This window comes from Nostoc sp. JL34 (assembly GCF_017114945.1).
GTDB lineage: Bacteria > Cyanobacteriota > Cyanobacteriia > Cyanobacteriales > Nostocaceae > Nostoc.
Genome location: NZ_JABXKQ010000014.1, coordinates 64,258 through 83,891, shown reverse-complemented (window position 1 = coordinate 83,891; position 19,634 = coordinate 64,258). Strand labels below are relative to the sequence as shown.

Annotated in this window: 16 protein-coding genes; 11 read left to right on the top strand and 5 right to left on the bottom strand. The window is 40.6% G+C overall.

Annotation, left to right across the window (positions count from 1 at the left end; translation table 11 throughout):
* The first annotated feature begins 49 nt into the window (after positions 1-49).
* Both HWQ44_RS01620 and HWQ44_RS01615 read left to right on the top strand, forming a co-directional pair.
* Positions 50-4,387, top strand: a complete 4,338-nt coding sequence (locus tag HWQ44_RS01620; protein ID WP_292713926.1) for a PAS domain S-box protein — start codon at positions 50-52, stop codon at positions 4,385-4,387.
* Positions 4,388-5,107: 720 nt separating this feature from the next.
* Complete coding sequence (locus tag HWQ44_RS01615; protein ID WP_292713924.1) at positions 5,108-5,722, top strand: helix-turn-helix transcriptional regulator; 615 nt, start codon at positions 5,108-5,110, stop codon at positions 5,720-5,722.
* 256 nt (positions 5,723-5,978) lie between these two features.
* On the opposite strand, the gene HWQ44_RS01610 is transcribed toward HWQ44_RS01615, so the two are convergent.
* Positions 5,979-6,461 carry a DUF4168 domain-containing protein gene (locus HWQ44_RS01610; protein WP_292713922.1) on the bottom strand — a complete coding sequence of 161 codons (483 nt, stop codon included), beginning with the start codon at positions 6,459-6,461 and terminating at the stop codon, positions 5,979-5,981.
* Positions 6,462-6,570: 109 nt separating this feature from the next.
* Entirely contained in the window at positions 6,571-7,560 is a 990-nt protein-coding gene (holA, locus tag HWQ44_RS01605; protein WP_292713920.1) for a DNA polymerase III subunit delta, read from the bottom strand.
* A gap of 190 nt (positions 7,561-7,750) precedes the next feature.
* Between holA and HWQ44_RS01600 the strand changes: the two genes are divergently transcribed.
* The gene (locus HWQ44_RS01600; protein WP_292713918.1) at positions 7,751-8,542 is read left to right on the top strand and encodes a DUF1868 domain-containing protein; all 792 of its coding nucleotides are present in this window, start codon (positions 7,751-7,753) and stop codon (positions 8,540-8,542) included.
* Positions 8,543-8,705: 163 nt separating this feature from the next.
* Here HWQ44_RS01600 and HWQ44_RS01595 read toward each other — a convergent pair whose 3' ends face one another.
* Both HWQ44_RS01595 and HWQ44_RS01590 read right to left on the bottom strand, forming a co-directional pair.
* Positions 8,706-9,485, bottom strand: coding sequence for an RDD family protein (locus HWQ44_RS01595; RefSeq protein WP_292713916.1), 780 nt, complete (start codon positions 9,483-9,485; stop codon positions 8,706-8,708).
* A 20-nt stretch (positions 9,486-9,505) separates the two neighbouring features.
* Complete coding sequence (locus HWQ44_RS01590; protein ID WP_292713914.1) at positions 9,506-10,474, bottom strand: DUF975 domain-containing protein; 969 nt, start codon at positions 10,472-10,474, stop codon at positions 9,506-9,508.
* Positions 10,475-10,554: 80 nt separating this feature from the next.
* Between HWQ44_RS01590 and HWQ44_RS01585 the strand changes: the two genes are divergently transcribed.
* From HWQ44_RS01585 to HWQ44_RS01555, 7 genes are all read left to right on the top strand, one after another.
* Positions 10,555-11,508, top strand: coding sequence for a stage II sporulation protein M (locus HWQ44_RS01585; RefSeq protein WP_292713912.1), 954 nt, complete (start codon positions 10,555-10,557; stop codon positions 11,506-11,508).
* Positions 11,509-11,873: 365 nt separating this feature from the next.
* Positions 11,874-12,653 carry a phosphate ABC transporter ATP-binding protein gene (locus HWQ44_RS01580; protein WP_292713910.1) on the top strand — a complete coding sequence of 260 codons (780 nt, stop codon included), beginning with the start codon at positions 11,874-11,876 and terminating at the stop codon, positions 12,651-12,653.
* 352 nt (positions 12,654-13,005) lie between these two features.
* Positions 13,006-14,115 (top strand): NYN domain-containing protein, encoded by a 1,110-nt coding sequence (locus HWQ44_RS01575; RefSeq protein WP_292713908.1) that lies wholly within the window; start codon positions 13,006-13,008, stop codon positions 14,113-14,115.
* An 81-nt stretch (positions 14,116-14,196) separates the two neighbouring features.
* Entirely contained in the window at positions 14,197-14,901 is a 705-nt protein-coding gene (locus HWQ44_RS01570; RefSeq protein ID WP_292713906.1) for an SDR family oxidoreductase, read from the top strand.
* A 106-nt stretch (positions 14,902-15,007) separates the two neighbouring features.
* A complete protein-coding gene (gene hppD, locus HWQ44_RS01565) occupies positions 15,008-16,114 on the top strand; it encodes a 4-hydroxyphenylpyruvate dioxygenase (RefSeq protein WP_292713904.1) in 1,107 nt (368 codons plus the stop codon).
* On the top strand, positions 16,111-16,266 hold the full coding sequence (locus HWQ44_RS01560; protein ID WP_292713902.1) for a hypothetical protein: 156 nt from the start codon (positions 16,111-16,113) through the stop codon (positions 16,264-16,266). Before hppD ends, HWQ44_RS01560 begins: the two co-directional genes overlap by 4 nt.
* A 143-nt stretch (positions 16,267-16,409) precedes the next feature.
* Positions 16,410-17,102, top strand: coding sequence for an HAD family hydrolase (locus tag HWQ44_RS01555; RefSeq protein ID WP_292713900.1), 693 nt, complete (start codon positions 16,410-16,412; stop codon positions 17,100-17,102).
* Positions 17,103-17,395: 293 nt separating this feature from the next.
* On the opposite strand, the gene HWQ44_RS01550 is transcribed toward HWQ44_RS01555, so the two are convergent.
* Entirely contained in the window at positions 17,396-18,022 is a 627-nt protein-coding gene (locus HWQ44_RS01550) for a CPP1-like family protein (protein ID WP_292713898.1), read from the bottom strand.
* A 647-nt stretch (positions 18,023-18,669) separates the two neighbouring features.
* On the opposite strand from HWQ44_RS01550, the gene HWQ44_RS01545 reads away from it, so the two are divergent.
* On the top strand, positions 18,670-19,389 hold the full coding sequence (locus HWQ44_RS01545) for a response regulator transcription factor (protein ID WP_292713897.1): 720 nt from the start codon (positions 18,670-18,672) through the stop codon (positions 19,387-19,389).
* The last annotated feature ends 245 nt before the right edge of the window (positions 19,390-19,634 follow it).

Below are 19,634 nucleotides of genomic sequence, written 5' to 3'. Positions count from 1 at the left end.
GAAATACGTAAATTTACTACGCTAGATAGATGCGGTTAGAGAACAATCAATGTTAAATGTTAACCGCTTGCGGCTGCAAGATATATCAAAGATCCCTACAAATTCACTTGTGGCAAAAGTCGCAAGTGCGATCGCTGTTTTTATTGGCAGTGTGGTACTAGTTGGCTGGTGGCTTGGCATTGAAGTTCTTAAGCGCGGCTTCCCAGGTAGTCCTGCCACTATGAAAGTCAACACAGCGGTGTGTTTTGTGCTGTGTGGTATGTCGTTGTGGCTATTTTTAAAAGCAGGGGAAAAAAATTCCAAATTATTCCCCCACTTCCCCACTCTTCTCATTTCTCAGGTCTGTGCAATAGCTGTCACTACAATTGCTGCGCTCACACTCTGTCAATATCAGTTTGGCTGGAATCTCGGCATTGACGAGCTGGTGTTTCGTGATTCGCTAACTAGTATAGCGACATCGCATCCGGGGCGAATGGGGGTGAACACAGCAGTAAATTTTATCCTGGTCAGTGTCGCCCTACAGATTTTGATTCATCCAAAAACCCACCGCAGTTATTGGTATGCCCAGATTATCGCTCTGATCGCTACTTTAATTTCCTTTCAGGCGCTCATGGGCTATGCCTATAAAGTGAAAGTTCTCTACGGACTCGCCCCTTATACAACATCAATGGCGTTACACACAGCGGTGTTGTTCCTTTTACTAAGTATGGGCATTCTGTGGGCGCAGGCAGAACAGGGGTTAATGAGGGTAGTTACAAGTGATACTTACGGCGGTTTACTTGCCCGACGTTTATTAGTTGCTGCGATCGCAGTCCCTTTTGGATTGGGGTGGATAATTGTAGAAGGTCAACGGGCAGGACAATACGATCCGGCTTTTGCAGTATCAGTGTTTGCGATCGTCCTGATTGTAATTTTTACTATTTTGATTTGGCAAAGTGCCAGAGTTATTGAACGCCTCAGCCATCAACGCGATCTCGCTCAAAAAGCACTGAGAACCTACGAAGCTAAACTAGGAAGTTTTGTAGATGCTAACGTCATCGGCATTTTGTTTGGCGACGTGTATGGCGATATCCAGCAGGCAAATGACGAATTTCTCAGGATGATTGGTTACACGCGGGAGGATTTGTTAGCAGGTAGATTAAGTTGGAGCGATATCACACCACCAGAGTATCTATACTTGGATGAGCGAGGTGTCGCCGAGGCACAAGGTAATACCAACGCTGCTTGTACGCCCTACGAGAAAGAATATATTCACAAGGATGGTAGCCGCATCCCGGTTTTAGTTGGTTACGTCCTGCTGGGAGAAAACCGGGAAGAGTCAGTAGCGTTTATCCTCGACTTGAGCGAACGCAAACAAGCAGAAGCAGAGCAACAAAAACTAGTATTGCTGGTAGAAAATAGTTCTGACTTTATCAGTATCGCCACCCTTGAGGGTCAATTACTCTACATAAATGATGCAGGTCAAAAGCTGGTAGGGCTTGCCAGCCTTGATGAAGTGAGGCAAAAAGCAGTATTAGATTACGTCATGCCCAAAGACAAAGCCTATTTTCAAGAACATATACTGCCGACTGTGCTATTACAAGGGCGCTGGCAGGGAGAATTTTGCTTTAGCCACCTCCAAACAGGTCAACCGATACCAGTTGATTACAACATCTTCACTGTTACAGATCACAACACAGGTCAGCCAATTGCTTTAGCAACTGTGACTCGCAACATCAGCGAACAAAAGCAGACCCAGGAAAAAATCTTACAACTAAACAAGGATCTACAGCGCCGCATTACTGAGTTACAAACTTTGTTAGAGGTAATTCCCATTGGAATTGGCATTGCCGAAGATCCAGAATGCAAAAATATCAAGGTAAACCCTTCTTTTGCCAAGCAGTTGGGGATATCCTCAGATATAAATGCCCACCTCAGTCCTTCCTTGGACGAAAGATCAACAAGCTTTAAAAGCTACCGCGAGGGAAGAGAACTGTCAACAGAAGAACTCCCAATGCACTACTCTGCTGCTCATGGTGTTGAAGTTCTAGATTTTGAAGTTGATATAGTTCATGAAAATGGAAAAATCGTCAACCTCTTGGAGTCCGTTGCACCCCTGTTTGACGAAGAGGGTAAAACCAGAGGAAGCGTTGGTGCATTTTTAGATATTACGGAGCGCAAACAAGCAGAGGAAGTACTTCTAAATCAGCAAAAATGGCTGGAAGATGTGTTAAATCTGATGCCAAGACCGCTGCTGTTTATCGAACCAGGAACGGCGCGGGTAACTTTTGCCAATCGCTCTGCTAACGAATTAGCTGGGGGCGAATTTCCCAAAGGTGTACCAGCCGCAGATTATCACACAGTTTATCACTATACGGATGCTGCTGGCGATCGCATTCCCAATGAGCAAATGCCAGGAGTGCGCGTTGCCCTTGGCGAACGCCTGAATGGATTGGAGGTGGACTGGCACACTCCTGCTGGTGTGCGCTCTCTACTGATATTTGCTGATACTTTGCCAGCAATGCACGGTCATCCGGCTACTTGTATTTTGGTGTTCCAAGAGATTAGCAACCTCAAGGAGGCACAAAAAGCGCTCTCCTTGGGTTACAAAAGGCTAAAGCTACTATTTGACACAGCCAATGATTTACTATCGAGCCAGCAAGCAATAGTACTAATCGATAGCGTCTACCGAAAACTAAGAGACCAAATTGGTTTAGATATTTACTTTAACTACTTGGTTGAGGATAATTCTCAGGTAATGCGGTTGGGGTCTTACAATGGCATTTCCCAGGAGATGGCAAAGAAAATCGAGTGGTTGGCATTTGGTGAAGGGGTTTCTGGTACTGTAGCGCAGGAACGCCATCCCATAGCTGTAGAGAATGTGCAGCAATCTACTGACTCGCAAACAGAATTGCTTCGCTCTTTAGGCATTACTGCTTATTATGCCTACCCATTGATCGCCCAAGGACGGCTGTTGGGTACTCTTTCTTTTGGCAGCCGCAGTCGGTTAAGCTTCACCGACAATCAAAAAGGGATGATGCAAGCAGTATGCGACCAAATAGCGATCGCAATGGAACGGGCTAGTTTAATTGCTTCTTTGCAACAACAAACTGAGCAGTTGCAAGAGGCTAACCGCATGAAGGATGAGTTTCTGGGGATATTGTCCCATGAGTTGCGATCGCCTCTCAATGCCATCCTTGGTTGGGCGCAATTACTGCAACGAAGCAAGCTCAATGAAACCCAAATGGCTAGGGCTACGGAGACAATTGAGCGTAATGCCAAAGCGCAAACCCAGCTAATTGAAGACTTGCTGGATATATCGCGGATGATTAGAGGCAAGTTACGCCTCAATGTCCGTACTTGTAATTTGGTTCCCATGATTGAGTCAGCCATCGAGACTGTTAGTCTAGCCGCTCAGTCCAAGGAAATCGATTTGAGATTTTCCCTGATTCCCTCAAAAGAAACGCCAAATTCAGATTGGGGATTAGGAATCAATCGCGAAAATCTTGAATCTCCAGAAGCACAATCCCAAACCAATCAACACTCAGAGGACAGCAAGCTTAGTGAAAATTCTCAATTCTTAGTTTCTGGGGATTTCGAGCGCTTGCAGCAAATCATCTGGAATCTGCTATCCAATGCCATCAAATTCACACCCGTCGGAGGACGAGTAGAGGTGCAATTGTCAGTGGTTAGTGGAGAAGAAAAACAACAGACGACGGATAAATATGCCCAAATTCAAGTGATTGATACAGGCATAGGTATGAGTCGTGACTTTCTTCCTTATGTCTTTGATCGCTTTCGTCAAGCTGATAGTTCTAGCACTAGAACCTATGGTGGATTAGGATTAGGGTTAGCGATCGTCCGTCATTTAGTAGAATTACATGGCGGTACTGTCCACGCAGATAGTCCGGGTAAAGAACAAGGAGCGACGTTTACAGTCAAACTACCACTTCTGAAAACTCCCCCCCTCTCTCCCTTCCCCCCTCTTCCCCTTTCTCCCTCTCCCCCTCCTCCTCTTCCCCTCTCCCTGCTTGGCGTGCGCGTGCTAGTTGTAGATGACCAAGCCGATACCCGTGAATTCATCACCACAGTCCTGGAACAGTGCCAAGCCGAAGTTAAAGCAGTAGCATCAGTTTCAGAAGCATTGCAGGTAATTACACAGTGGAAACCAGATGTTTTAGTCAGCGATATCGGTATGCCCCAAGAGGATGGTTACTCTTTGATCCGCAAATTGCGATCGCAACCACCAGAATTAGGAGGAAATATTCCCGCAGCAGCGTTGACAGCTTATGCTAGGGCAGAAGATCGGATGCGAGCTATACAAGAAGGTTATCAGCTGCATTTACCTAAACCTATTGAGGCTGCTGAGTTAGCTACAGTAGTAGCTAGCCTTGTTGGAAGGACTTAGAGAGAATGGGGACTGGGGAGACAAGGAAGAAACAAGCAATCCCCAATGCCCCATTCCCTTTTTTAGCAATATTAAAATTTATCCAAAATTCCAAGTTTTTCCCTATTACCAAAAAGCAGTTTTTTCTTTGAATTTAACGTGGCTGGTAAATACTGCATTATCAAAATATTTATCTGTATATTTTTATTTCAATATGAATAACTATTGTCTATTGAGGCGATGAGTACTTAGTAAAAGCGGCTTCAATACAATTCGGCTAGCTTGTTTATTATGCAAACATTCGCCCAAATCCTCTTAAAAAGCTTGCTTTTTTCCACCTTTACCCCTTTAAAAAAGCAACCGCCATCAGTGGGGGAATGCTATCCGAAACAAATTGAATGCGGCTTCCGAAATAGGTAATTTAAGAGTTGTATTTAGATTATGTAACCTCAGCTAATCTAAACAGGCTACATAAACTTTCACTTGGGTATTGCAAGAGATTAATGTTAAAAATAAAACTTTTTTTACCTTAGTTAGTGTGATTAGTCTGTAGTATTCACCCTTTGTGTGACTCTACGCACATTCGCTAAGACAATTTTTGTATGCTTTTTAAGCTGATTAGCACATTGACTTTCTAAATTTACTCAGATGAGTATGTAAAAAATGGATGGTATATATTCCAACTCTCATAAATCTCAAATCTCATAATCAAGCACTATTTTATACATTAGTATACCTCGTATGAGCGCCCTAACAAAGACATTAGTAAAAACTTTAGCTGAACCCCAACAGCTAGATAATATTGACTTACATGAATCGAAGCGAGCTGATTTTTTACAAGAAGTAATTGAAGGCTTAGAAGACGGCATATTAATTTTAAGTCAAACGGGTGAACTAGTTCATGCTAATGCATCTGCTCGTCGTCTTTGTTGTCAATTCAATCAAGGCAATTTCAACCAAAATTTTGTCCCGTCAGTCATCTGGAATCTTTGTAAATCGTTACTTAGCAATGGATGTTTTTTTTCTGATAAACTCATCATTCTGTCGGATGAGATTGTGCTTGATAAGTCAAATATTTTTCGTATTAGGGTGAGACTGCTAGATTTAGATGGGTTTAAAGTACCTTGCTTATTAGTTACCATCGAAAATCAATATGAGTCTCAGAAAAGTTTAGCAATCACTGAAGTTAAAAAATTTGACTTGACGCCGCGAGAAGCTGAAATTTGGTTTCTCTATAGAAACAACTACAGCTACAAAGAAATTGCTACTAAGCTTTACATCACCATAAACACAGTGAAAAAGCACATGAAAAATATTCACACCAAGCGACATGCATCCATTGTAGTTGAATATTAGTATTGCAATTCAGAATTAATTTTTAAACTGCAAGTTGTTAACTGGATTTTTTCATCCGGTTATTTGATAAGTTGCTTGGGGTCATATTATTAAGTAAATCTAATCAAATAATAGAATAGGTAATATCAACCCTGGCATGAAAACAAAGTTTTGCGTGGCGACTGAATAATTTTGATAACTCGCACGAGTCGCAACAAGTAAAATCGTGAAAATTCAGTATAATCTATAGCTAGTCAAATTTTTATGCAAGATTTAACTACCGAGAATCAGGAGTTTGTTGCAGGCGTAATAATGTATTGTAAACCTGCCGTTTTAACATATTATTATTTTGTAATTCTATAGTTATTTTGTTGAACTGATCAAATCTCAAACCATTATCTTGGACAATTTTTTGAGCATGAGCGCAGTAATTAACTGCAATATCTTGAGCCTTCTTTGGAAGACCACTTATGCTGTTAGGATCGTTACAAACAATCTTGGGAATTTCTCCATTGCCAATAAGTTTTTTAATTTCTTCAAAGGCATTTTGACGGGCTGGCTCCATTGCTAGCACGGCTTGAGCGTAGCTGTTGATTTCAGTATTGTTAACTATTGGTGGTGGAGTTTGAGCGTAAGCTTTTGAACTCGATGAAAAAGCGTTGGAAATCACACCCGCAGTGGCGATCGCGCCAAAAAAGAATGATTGGAAAAGGATTCGCTTTCGGTTAGAGCGGGAAAATAAATCAGAAATTTTCTTCATATAGTGTATGACACAGAACTACATCAGGGATATTATAAGAACTTTGAATTATTTTCAAAGTTGGAAGTTCCAGCAACTGCTCAATACATCAAGCTTTTATATTTGATTGTCAATTTCCTCGGCATACTTGACAAAGTTCGATTATTTTAGTCTGTAATGTTGACATTTCTGATGCTCCTTGCTTGAGGCTCACTTCTAACTCCAGTAGTAGGGGTAAGCAAGAGATTAACTGTTGCACAGAAAGCAGCCTGATTTCTTGCTGTAAGAAATAAATCCGTTTGGGATTACCGATATCAGCGGCAATAGCGATCGCTTGTTGATTGCGCTCACCACTGTCCATCATCATCTTGACCCAGAGCCAGGTGCGAAATTGTCCAATCAGTGTGGCAACTATCCGTAATCCTGGTTCGGAAGCATTGCTCAAATCTGCCAAGGTTGTCAAAGCTTTAGCTGTATCTCCTGTTCTGATTGCTGCTGCTAATTGTAAGCTATTTTGAGTAGTATTTCTTACTAACTTCGTAACAGTATCTACGTCTAAAGGCTTATTGCTACCTTGGGCATATAACCGCAATTTCTCCATCTCATTATAGAGTAGTCGTGTATCATTTCCTACGGATTCTGCTAACAGTTGGGCAGTATTGGCAGTCAGTTTCACGCCCACAGTCTGGGCTACTTGATTCACAGATTGCACCAGTAATTCTGTTTTCCAAGGGGGAATGAGGGGAAATTCTCGAAATTCGGTAGCAAACTGTTTTAACAATTTTGTGGATTTGAGGCGTTCATCTGGCTTGTTGCGGCTGGTGAGCAATAAAAATGAGTTTTCGGGAATGACTGGTAGCGATCGCACTAATTCTGCCAATACATTCTCTGGACAATGCTGACACAGAGTAGTATTTATCAGCCATACTAAGCGCCCACCAGCGCCAAAAGTGGGTGTCATGACCTGATTTAACCCCTGGATAGCAGCATCAGCTTGATCTGGGGAGAATACAGTGTAATTAAAACTGATCCATTGAGGATCGAGGACGCGATCGCGCAGCATAGCGATCGCCTTTTCCATAGCAAAATCATCTTCACCCCAGTAAACATAGATTGGCATAGATAAACCTCTTAATAGATGGGTATGGGGCATAGAAAGAGACTTATTGAATCATTCCGCTTATCCCCCTTGTACAGACGCGATTATTCGCGTCTCCCAACTCCAAAAAACTAAATACTTTTGAAATCATTCTCTTAATCAAGGTAATTTTCCCTAAAATCTATCAAGTGAGAGCGTGAGGCTATGAAGATTGGACGACAACTATCAAACTTACTTAAATCGGTTAGCACGACTGACGCTGCCAGAAACCTACAGATCCCAGGCCCAGCATATTCAGGAATCTTCTAAATTTCAGCCAAATTCTGGGTTGAGACAAGCAGCATCCTTTCCTGGCTATACGCTAATTACCCCACCTGCGGCAGAAGAAGAATCGCAAAACGCTGCTTTCTATGCCAAATTACAGACTTACCAACAGGAACTTTTACAGTTGCCTGTAAACCGTAATTTGATTGTACCTGTACCTTCTGCTAGCTTTCATGTGACTTTAGCGGATTTAATTTGGGACAATGCTTACCTTGATGCCTACGAAAAAAATCCCAAATTTGATGAAGAGTTACACTCTTGTTTAGCCGAAATATTTCAGCAATATCAACAATTGATGACAAACAGGAGTCATCCGATTAAATGGCAAATGCTGGGACTGATACTGATGCCAAGAGCTGTAGCCGTTTGTTTAGTACCTCAAGATGAAAGCTGCTACGAGGAAATTATTAAATTTCGCCGAACAATTTATCAAAATCCCAAGTTAATTGCCTTGGGTATTGAGCAGCATTATCACTTCACAGCCCATGTTACATTAGCCTATTTTGGGGAGGTTTCATCTGACTTAGACCGCATAAGTTTCAGCACAATGCTTTCTCAATTGAATGAAAAATGGCTGTTGAATTTGCCAGAAGTTTTGATCAATCGTGTCGAATTGCGAAAGTTTGATAATATGACGCGCTATTATCGTGAACCAAACTGGCCGATTTTAGATTTTTAACCTGATGCGTGTATTATCTGAACAATAAATCTAAGAATTCAGGAATCATCTAGCAATCCTATTTGATTTTTAAGAATTGCCAGCCGCAGATCCCCGACTTCTTAAAGAAGTTGGGGATCTTGTTTATCACGAATTATTCAGGATTACTATAGTTTGTTCGGATTTAAAATTCCGGTTTTTGATAACCGATGTAAATTGCTTCTAAAAAAACTTCAGGTGTAACAGCTTCTGGCAACTTTTCTAAATTAATAATAGCTACAACTTGCTCGGCTAACTTTAGAGATAGTGAAGCTCTTGCCTTTAATGACATTGCACTACGTCGCTGCAAATACTCACGAATAACAGCAAAATCATCTGGCATCAATGGTGACAAATCGGCAATCTGTACTAACTGTTCATGCAGTATCTTTGCCTGTTCTGAAATTGTCAATGTTGCAGATGCAGTGGTTATTTGAGCTTGAATTACAATTGTACCAGCAGCCAAATCACCTAAGCGCTTTTCGTGGCGACCCAACATAATTAAAAAAGCGCCAATAAACAAAGTTTCATCAAAGGGCCGTAGTAAGCCGCGTAGTGTTGCTTGTTGTAGCCCAATGAGTCTACCATCATCTCGAACTACGCGAATTTTTGCAACTCGTTTACCAGGGGTTTGTCCAAACCATAAGGTTTCAAAAAATACAAAATAGCCAATATAAATAATAAAACTGGCAAAGAATGCGATCGCAATCAACCACAAAGTTACTGCGGTACCGAAAATATCTACCCAAAAATCTCCTAACTGGTCTAAAACAAGAGACCAAGCTATGAAAAATCCCACCAAAATCACAGCCAAAACGTGATAGTCAATGAGCAAAGCCCAGGCACGATTTCCGATTCCAGCAAGAGTGAATTCTAGTTCTACGCTTTCGGGAGTATTAAATTTAACATTATTGAAAAGGTGCATAATCGTCTTTGTACTGAGGTTTAAATTTCGCGATCGCGTAACTTCAAGCCTAACCCTTCACGACGACTCCGCAGGTCATAATAAATAACAGCTTTGATTGCTTGCCAGAAGGGTAAAATAACTGCACTCACTAAAAATAATGATCCTAATACAAATAAATAAACTATAGCAATAAAGAAAATTGCATTTGTTGAACCATTCATAATATCTGGTATTGCTTGTTGAATTAATATTGGTTGATTTAATGCTTGGATAAATCCTCTGACAACTAATTGAATAACTATTTGTATTGGCATTGTGATCAATAAAGATACAGATAATATTAAAATAATCCGCAATGCATTTCCTTTACTTAATTCCCAACTGCGACTTATTGTTGTAATTGGATTAAGATGCTCTTCAATTCCTATTAGTACGTCAGCTATAAAAAACCTTGCAACAAACCAAAAAATAGCAGCCAATACAATAAAACCCCACCCAATATTTAATAGTGGCAAAATCAAATCCAAGGGCTTTATCCATTGTAAAGTTTGTAAGAGAGATAGTGAAATTACAAAAAATAGTAAGAGTAAAAAAGAAATTAGCAATAGCAAGAGTACAGTTAGTACAAACATCCATAAACGAGGTTTAACTTGGCTGCGAGCAGTATTAACTGTTTCGGGTTGATTGACTAATTCACCAAAAGCTAATCGTGAAATAATGGCAGCGTTAACTAAGTATTTTCCCAATGCATAAAAATACACAATTATTCCAATGAGCAGTACAATCAGCCAAAGCAAAAGAGAATTATTATTAAAGCGTAAGTTCCAAAAAAGTGCTATTCCCGCAGGGATGAAAAACAAAAATGGCAGCAATGACCACAAATAACCTATTAAAGCAAGCAAAAAGTAGGATTTTAAATGAGAGCGATAAATTCGGAATCCAGCAGTAACTACATTTCCTAAACTCAGTGGTTGTATTTGACCAGGAGATCCAAAGTTTTCAAACATAATGGTAAATTTGCCTTGAAACTACGGAGATGAGTTTGAGGCTATCTTAAGCTAAGTTAAACTCAGTGTTCCCAAAATTCATGAATATTCAACGTTGGATTGCGCGACGAGAACTGAATTGGCAGCGTTTGGATGCCCTATTAAGGCAGATAGAAAAAAAAGGATTAAAGTCCTTACGAGCAATAGAAATTAGAGAGTTAGCGAGTTTATATCGTTCAGTGGCGGCAGATTTAGCCCGTGCCCGCACTCAGCAAATCGGCAATACTTTAATCCAAAGTTTACAATCTTTAACAACTCGTGCTTACACGCAGATTTACCAAGGTTCGCGGCGACAAGAATGGCAGGCAATCCTAGAATTTTACCGTTGGGGATTACCATCTGTAGTCCAGAAAGCATTTGTATACATTGCAGCTGCAACGGCGCTGTTTCTACTAGGCGCACTAGTGGCTTGGTGGTATTCTTGGCAAAACCCCAGCTTTATGCCTTTGATTGTACCTGAAAACTTGATTAGCAAGGTGCGAGATGAGCATAAATTATGGATGGGTTCAATTGTCGGTGTTGAACCTCTGGCATCTAGCGGTATCATGATCAATAATTTGTCCGTGTCTTTTGGGGCTGTCGCTGGTGGCATGACGACTGGAGCATACACAGCCTATTTGATGATATTTAATGGCTTATTAATTGGTGCTGTTGGTACTTTAGTTGGTCAAAATAATCTAGCTTATCCTTTTTGGGCCTTTGTGTTACCGCATGGTTCCTTGGAATTACCTGCGATATTTTTTGCTGGGGGTGCGGGATTTTTATTAGCAAGAGCAATTTTATTTCCTGGTAAATATCGCCGTGGAGATGCACTGAAATTTTACGGTTCTCAGGCGGTGCAGCTAGTATTTGGGATTGTACCAATGTTGATTATTGCTGGTGCAATCGAAGGATTTTTTTCACCTAATCCCAGCGTCCCTGATGCAATTAAATATCTGGCAGGATTAGGATTGTTTATACTTTTGGTAATGTATTGTAGCCGCAAGCAAACATAAAATAATTTAGATGGTGGCAGATTGGTAAATTAAAAAATCTGTACAATAGCTGCACTAGCCTGTTAAATAGAAAATTTTGGTTTACTTCGTTCAAGCCAATCTACGCAGTTGATGGTTTTTGATGCTAACTCAAGCGAATTGGTATATAGTTCAAAGTGCAAAAGCTTGGTATAAAAACTCTTTAAAAGATAAATTGTGGAACACAGCTTTAATACAACTATCTGCTAACAGTTTATCTGCTGGATGGCTACTATATAGCTACGTAATTTCCATGAATATCTCCTTTTGGGAGTAACATAGTGAAACAGCGGCGTTGATTTGTACTGTTTTACTTAGTCAAGTTTTGTTTCACACGTTTTGGGAATATGAGTAAACTAATTCCAGCCATCAGAGTCAAAAACTTCAGCTACTATTACGACACTCAAAAGATAGTTGAAGCCGTGTCAATGGATATTTACCAAAACCAAGTCACGGCAATTATTGGTTCTAGTGGTTGTGGCAAGTCTACTTTTCTGAAATCGTTAAATCGCATGGGTGAATTAGAAGCAGAAGTGAAAGTTGAAGGAAAAGTAGAATTCTTTGGGCAGAGTATTTATGAGCGTCGTGTCAACATCAATCGCTTACGTCGCCAAGTTAGCATGGTTTTTCCCAAACCAAATCTTTTTCCCATGAGCGTTTACGATAATGTTGCTTATGGGGTGAAATTAGTTGGATGGCATCCAAAAGTAGAATTAGATGGAATTGTTGAATCTGCCATCAAAGCTGCCGAACTTTGGGATGAAGTGAAAAATAAGCTGCACAAATCTGCTTTAGAGCTTTCTGGTGGTCAACAACAAAGATTATGTATTGCCCGTGCTTTAGCAGTCAAGCCGAATGTTCTGTTGATGGATGAGCCTTGTTCAGGTCTTGATCCTATGGGTAGTATGAAAATAGAGCATCTGATCAATAACTTGCGCTCTGAGTTGACAATTGTGATTGTTAGTCACAATATGCAGCAAGTTACTCGCCTATCTGATTTTACAGCTTTCTTTTGCAGTAATGAAAATCGCATGACTCAAATGGTTGAATTTGGAACTACAAATAAAATCTTCACTAACCCCGTAGATTCTCGCACCCGTGACTACGTTTTCGCCCGCGTCAGTTGAAGTGTTTCTAAGATTCTAGCTATTCAGAGGGTAACTAGATAGTCTTGCGGAAATTAGGGGTTAAATTTGATTTCCGCTTGTTTTGAGTTTTTCTTGTGTTGGGCAATGCAGACCGAGATTGACAGTCTCTTTTTATACTATATACTTAAAGAAAAGTATCTGCCTAGATCACCTGAATCATAAGATGAAATGTCCTCTGTGCGAATCTACTTCATATTATAAAAATGGTCGTTGCAATGACCAGCAGAATTACCTCTGCAAAAATTGTGGCAAACAATTCCTTGAGCCTGCATTACCTCATTCCCTGGAAGGGGACTTGCTAGTTAACAGCAATGGACATACTAAACTATCTATGACTGATGCGGCGGAACTTTCTTTAGTAAAAAACCTGCCAAAAGAAAAAATCACAGAGAAAAGTCTTGGCTCTTTTAATTTTAAATTAGCTGAAGAACTGCTGCAAATGATATTATCGCCTGATTGGTTAGAATCTTCTGTGTTCAGCCAATTGCTCTTAAAAATTCAGCAAAATAATGAAATTAAGCATAAGTTAGAAACAGGAATATCTCTTCTCATTTTGGATGCAGAAAACTTAAAATTAGATATTAATTCAGAATTATTTTTAGCCAGTCTTTGCGAATATCCACTCCAAGTAAAAATTGCATTTGCTAATTGGAAAAACCCCAGTATTGGGAAGCAAGATATGGAACTATATAACCGTGGTTATCAACTTCTCCATGTGCCTGAAGGGAAAAATAGTGCTGATGCAAAAATGATTGCATTCGGTGCTTGTGTCTTACGCTCTTATCCAAAAGTTAAAGAAATATTAGTCTGTTCTAGCGATGGAATTTTAAACCATCTTTGTAACGAACTCCAAAATCAAGGATTAATTGTCTATTGGGTACGTAGACAAGGACAAAATTTGCATATAGACAACCGGAATACTGGCAAATTAACTCATTATTCTTTGTCAATGGCAACAAAAGCTACATCTTTTGAAAAAGTGATTGATCCAATTCAAGATTTAATTAAAACTGAAGAGGAATCAATCAATGCTAAATTAAACAGTTTAGTGGATGTTGCCACTTTATTTCAAGAAAGATGCGATATCAATATTAAATCTAATCCAAAGCAATCTGAAATTGAGGAAATAATCTCTATTCAATATAACTCATCTGCACAATCTATTCAAGAAGAAAATGCTGCGAAAATTTATAATGGAGAAACATTAGATAAATTACTATTAAAAATTATTCAAGATATACAAAATAAGTCTCCTCAAACTAAATTATCTGTGTCCAAGCTAGGTTCAGAGTTACAGAAAATAACCGGAGAATCTCCTAATTCAATTATTAAAAAATTAAAGTTAGGCTCCAATTTTAGTAAATATTTAGAATCATCTCCCACATTTACATTAAAGGCAAATGGCAAAGAATACGAGGTAACAGCGCTACCCTGCGAGTAAATACTTTCTAGATGTTTACCTACAACCTGAGCCTGTAATTCAGTATTATGTAAAAAGATGTAAAGAAATGTAAATGATACAATGCAGGATAAAGTCGTTGTTGTTGTCGGTGCTACTGGTGGTATTGGTTCAGCTTTAACACACAAACTTGTGCCTACCGGAGTCCGGTTGGTACTGGCTGCCAGAGATGCTGTTCGTTTAACAACACTGTCTGTTGATTTACCAGGGCAAATTTTGAGCGTTCCCACGGATATTACTGATCCCCAACAGGTAGATACTTTGATCAAAAAGACCATTGCTGAGTTTGGTCAAATAGATATTTTAGTGAATGCAGCTGGTGCTGGTATACTCAAGCCCTACAACACCCTAGAACCCGCTGATTTAGACAAGATGTTAGATGTCAACTTAAAAGGTAGCTTTTACACTACTCAGGCGGCTGCTGAAGAGATGCAAAAGCGCAAATCTGGTCACATCTGTAATGTGGTGGGAATTCTGGGTAAGCATTCGATGGGAATGGCAGCGGCTTATTCTGCTTCTAAGTTTGGTGTTGTTGGTTTCAGCAAGTGCATGGCAGAAGAACTCAAGCGTTTTGGTATCAAGTTCACGCTATTCTACTTTGGTGGGGTAGATTCTCCTTTCTGGGATAACGTCAACCTAAAAGTAGACCGAAAAAAAATGCTCAGTCCTGAAACTGCTGCCAATGCGATTTTCTTTGCTCTTTCTGCCGAACCGCAAGCTGTGCCAATGGAAATTAACATTCAACCTGATAGTCATTTGTTCTTTTAAAGGGGGAGTGCGCCTACATAATTCTTGCTTAGGAAGGACGTGAAAATCTAGCAAAAAAGGCAAAATTTACAGATATATAAACTGTTATGCTGGATTTTCAATATCTATGAAAATTGATCGCGTTCATTTCTATGTAGAAGACGCCAAAGTGTGGCGGGATTGGTTTGTACGCCATCTTGGTTTTCAAGCAGTAACCGATCGCGTTAGTTCATTTCATACTTGTACAGAAGTGGTGAAAAGTGGCGATGTCTGCTTTTTTCTGTCTTCACCACTGTTGCCTACAAGTCCAGTAGCTGAGTTTCTACGTCAATACCCACCTGGTGTGGCAGATGTCGCTTTTGTCGTCGAAGATGTCGAGGCTGCGATCGCACTAGCTCAAATGCACGGTGCTACAATCCTACAACCCGTCCAGGAACGCCAGGAAGGTAGGGCATCTCTCAAGTGTGGCAAAATTGCCGCTTGGGGTGGACTGACTCATACATTGGTAGAAAGGCACTGTGGAGAAGTGGGAAAAGACGCAGAGATTGGGAGAGAGGGGGATGAACTTTCTGTGTCCCCGTCTCCCCGTCTCCCCGTGTCTTCTTCAATTACCGCCATAGATCACATAGTGCTGAACGTGGCAGTTGGTGAATTAGATCGTGCTGTGGCTTGGTACGAAAAGATCCTAGATTTTCAGCCCCAGCAAGCATTTAAAATTAAAACCAATCGCTCTGCTTTACACAGCCAGGTGATGGTTTCGCGCAACGGTAGCGTCCAATTGCCAATTAATGAACCGGCTTCTAGGAATTCTCAAATTCAAGAGTTTCTCGATGTTAACCGGGGGCCAGGAATTCAACATATTGCCTTGCGAACGACTAATCTTGTAAGTGCGATCGCTAAATTTCGTGCCAGTGGTTTATCCTTACTCTCAGTTCCCCAAACCTATTACTCACAGCTAAAACAGCGTCAAGGACTCACTCTATCACCTCTAGAACTAGAAGCGATCGCTCAACAAGAAATTCTCGTAGACTGGCAAGAATATACTTCCGTAGGAACACAACAAACTGCACCCCTCCTACTGCAAATTTTCACTCAGCCTATTTTTGAACAGCCGACATTTTTCTTTGAGTTTATTGAACGCCGTTTTCAAGCTCAAGGTTTTGGGGAAGGTAACTTTCGCGCCTTATTTGAAGCTATTGAAAGTGAACAAATCAAACGCGGTACTTTGCAATGATGTCTGAGTACAAAATCTCAATTGAAGTTCAGCCAGATTCCAAACAAGTTGATTTTGTAGACAAGCAACTTCAGGAATTTAATACAAGTAAGATTGGAGATTATCAATATACGCCACTGTTTTTATTGCTTCGTGATTCAGAAAAAATGTAGCGGGCGGCTTGGAGGATTTTCCTCCAGGTTATCGTCGATACTTTCTTAAAAAGAGTTTACAAAAAACCTTAGTTGAACTTGATAGTCTCGAAAAATAGCCATATATCTGAGATAATTTTAATAAAAATTAACATTTTCCGCCGATGCTAAGACTGATTACTGACTTCGACGGCCCAATTATTGATGTTTCCGAACGGTACTACCGTGTTTATCAATTCTGCTTGGAGAAAACCCGTCGCCCAGACCAAGTAGTGCAAGAACTTCCAAAAGCGGAATTTTGGCAGTTAAAGCGATCGCGGGTTCCTGAAAAACAAATCGCCTTAAATTCCGGGTTAGACGAAGCCCAAGCCCAAGAATTCGCCCAATTGCGGCGGCAAACTGTGCATACAGAAGCTTACTTTCACTATGACACTCTCGTACCCGGTGCTGTGGATGCACTATTAAAAATTCAACAAGCTGGAATCGATTTGGCAGTTATGACGATGCGCCGAGTTCGAGAACTAGATTATGCCTTTAAAAAATACGATCTAGGTAAATTTTTCCCGGAAAATCGTTGTTATTGCTTGAGTAACGACTATGTTAAAACTCGTGATATTGAAGATAAGCCCTTGTTAATGGCTAGGGCATTAAGAGAACTGCCCCCGGCTACTGATACCTGGATGGTGGGGGATACGGAAGCCGACATCACCGCAGCAAAAAATTATGGTATTAAGGTGATGGCTGTAGAATCTGGGATTCGCGATCGCACCCAATTGGAACTTTACCATCCCAACCTAATCGTTAAGGATTTCAGCACTGCTGTAGATTTAGTCCTAAAACCTAAACGCCTTGTCTAGAAAGACTCTGTAGGCTGCAAGAGCTTGAATCATACCAGATAAATTAGCGCTCTCCTTAATCCCCTCCTCGCTTGCGGGGAGGCGAGACAAAGCGTAGCTTTGGTAGCAGTGGGGTTCTTGGGGTTTGATAAGTAATCAATAAGTATATGTTTATTGTATTTTAGTATACTGACGTTTCTACGATCAGGGCACACATATATGTACCCTTACCACGTGTTATGTCCAAATAAATAACACACATTAATCACGTCTTCTTTTTAGAAGTATTTAGAAACTTCCTTACGGCTATCGATTTAGCGTAGAAAGCTACTAACCAACCACAAAAATATAAACGTCAGTACAGTAGAGAACTGATTCGATGACAGATTGAGGAATGGCATTTGTGGTAAGAGCCACATAGCAACTAGTCCCCCAGCGATTAAGCCAATTATTAAACTGACCAGGGTGAACAAAACTGCTCGGCCAAACTTGCCTTCCTTGCGATTGAGAAAGTAAATGCTAGTGCCTACCCCAACCACCAATGCTAACTGCAAAACCTGATCGCCTCCCTCTGGATAAAACAGGCTAATAGAACTCAAGCCAAGAAACCAAGCTCCTGGTAAGAATATATCCGCAGGTGTTGGCTGATCCAGCATCCGTTGCAGCCATGCAGGTGACTGTTCGCGAGGGGTTGGACTTTCTTTAGGAGGCGATTGTACTCGCAACTCTGGAAAGCGGATGCGCTCAGGAACTTTGATTTTACCTTCCTGGCGCATCCGTAAGCGATCCATTAAAATCGCATCGTAAGCCGCTTCAATTACTTCTAAATGCTTGGCATCGCCATTATATTGCTCGAATAGGCGATTACGAGCATCCTGAATTTCATCGAAGCTAGCCTCTTCTGATACCCCAAGTTTTTCGTAGGGATTTTGATCGCTCATGGGAGTTTGTTACTTCAGCCTCAGTCAGCGGCAGTCTTTTGTCGAAGAAAAAACAGCTTTAGGTTTTATTTTGATCGAAACTAAAGTCTCGACCTATTTTATGCCCTACCAGGATAGTAGCACGGGTTAGTTTGATCGACTTTGTAATTTCAACTATAGTCACTTTAACATATTGCTATAACTCCGTGTATACCCTCATGTCGTTGCCTAGTTCTGGCTCTAATCTAGAATTTGAACGGAGAGTACCTAAATTGCATAGTTTTTATGAAAAAATCAAGTTTATTGTTTCAAATTTGGCAACTTACTGTGCCCTAATAGAGTTTTTTTAATTATACTGAATAATCGCTTGTGGTATATATCCGCATATCGATTTAAAATTGAAACGTTTTAAGTTACCACCTAACTGGGATCAACGAGGTGTCTTGGTGTAAAAAACTGTTGCGGCTAAAGTTCATAACGCTTATACACTGTGCCTAACAGAAGTTTCGCGTTCTCATTGCCCACAATCCTGATTAAAGTATTTATTTTTAAATAATCAGGATTCTCACACCGTAGCCATGTAGATTCTTAGTTAGTCCTAAAGTGGCAACTGCGTTTTTACGCAACCCTCTTGTTAATCTTACGAATTTTTGTGCAAAGTAATGGTCATGGCTCCTGCCAAGATTCTTGTAGTTGACGACGACCCTGCGGTTCGGAATTTAATCCAACGCTTTTTGATTAAGCAGAACTATCAGGTAGAGGCTGCCGAAGATGGAAAGACAGCCTTAACTCTATTTGAGCAATTTAACCCTGATTTGGTGATTCTAGATGTGAATCTACCAGATGTCACAGGGTTTAACCTCTGCCAAGAGATGCAAAGTCGTAATGGTGTTTTTGTTCTGATGTTGACTAGCCGTGCTGACGAAGCTGACAAAATTCGCGGCTTTGCTAAAGGTGCTGACGACTATCTCACCAAGCCTTTTGGGCTGGGAGAGCTAGAAGTCAGAGTCGGAGCTATTTTGAGGCGTCAGCGAGTGATAACTACGGCCGAGCAGAAACGCTTGGTATTTGAAAAACTGATGATTGATCCAGTGCGACGGGAGGTAGCACTTAATAACCAACCAGTACCGTTAACTGCTCTGGAATTTGACTTGTTGCATTTTTTAGCTAGTCATCCAGGTCGAGTTTGGCGGCGAGCAGAACTAATCCAAGAGGTGTGGGACTATGAATATGTCGGCGACCAGCGGGTTGTAGATGTGCATATCGGTCAAATTCGCAAGAAGATTGAAATTGATGCTAGTCAGCCAGCATTAATTCAAACTGTACGTGGCGTAGGGTATAAGTTTGAATCTCCTGCTTATTCCCAACAGTTAGAGGCCAAATCCTGAGTTGATAGTCTAGAGTTTTTTAACTCTTGACTGTTGACTCTTGGGGGAGGCATTAGTGAATTGATTTGGCTTTAATAAAAGACAAATTCAGACGATAAAAATAGGTAGATATTCCTCAAATATAGACCAGGCATTTATTTGAGATATTTATCTTTTTAAGACAGTGGACAGGGGAGAGAGTCCACTGGAAAATATTTCTTTGCATCTGACCGTTTTCATAGAGATAACAGTACTTAGGTTGGAGT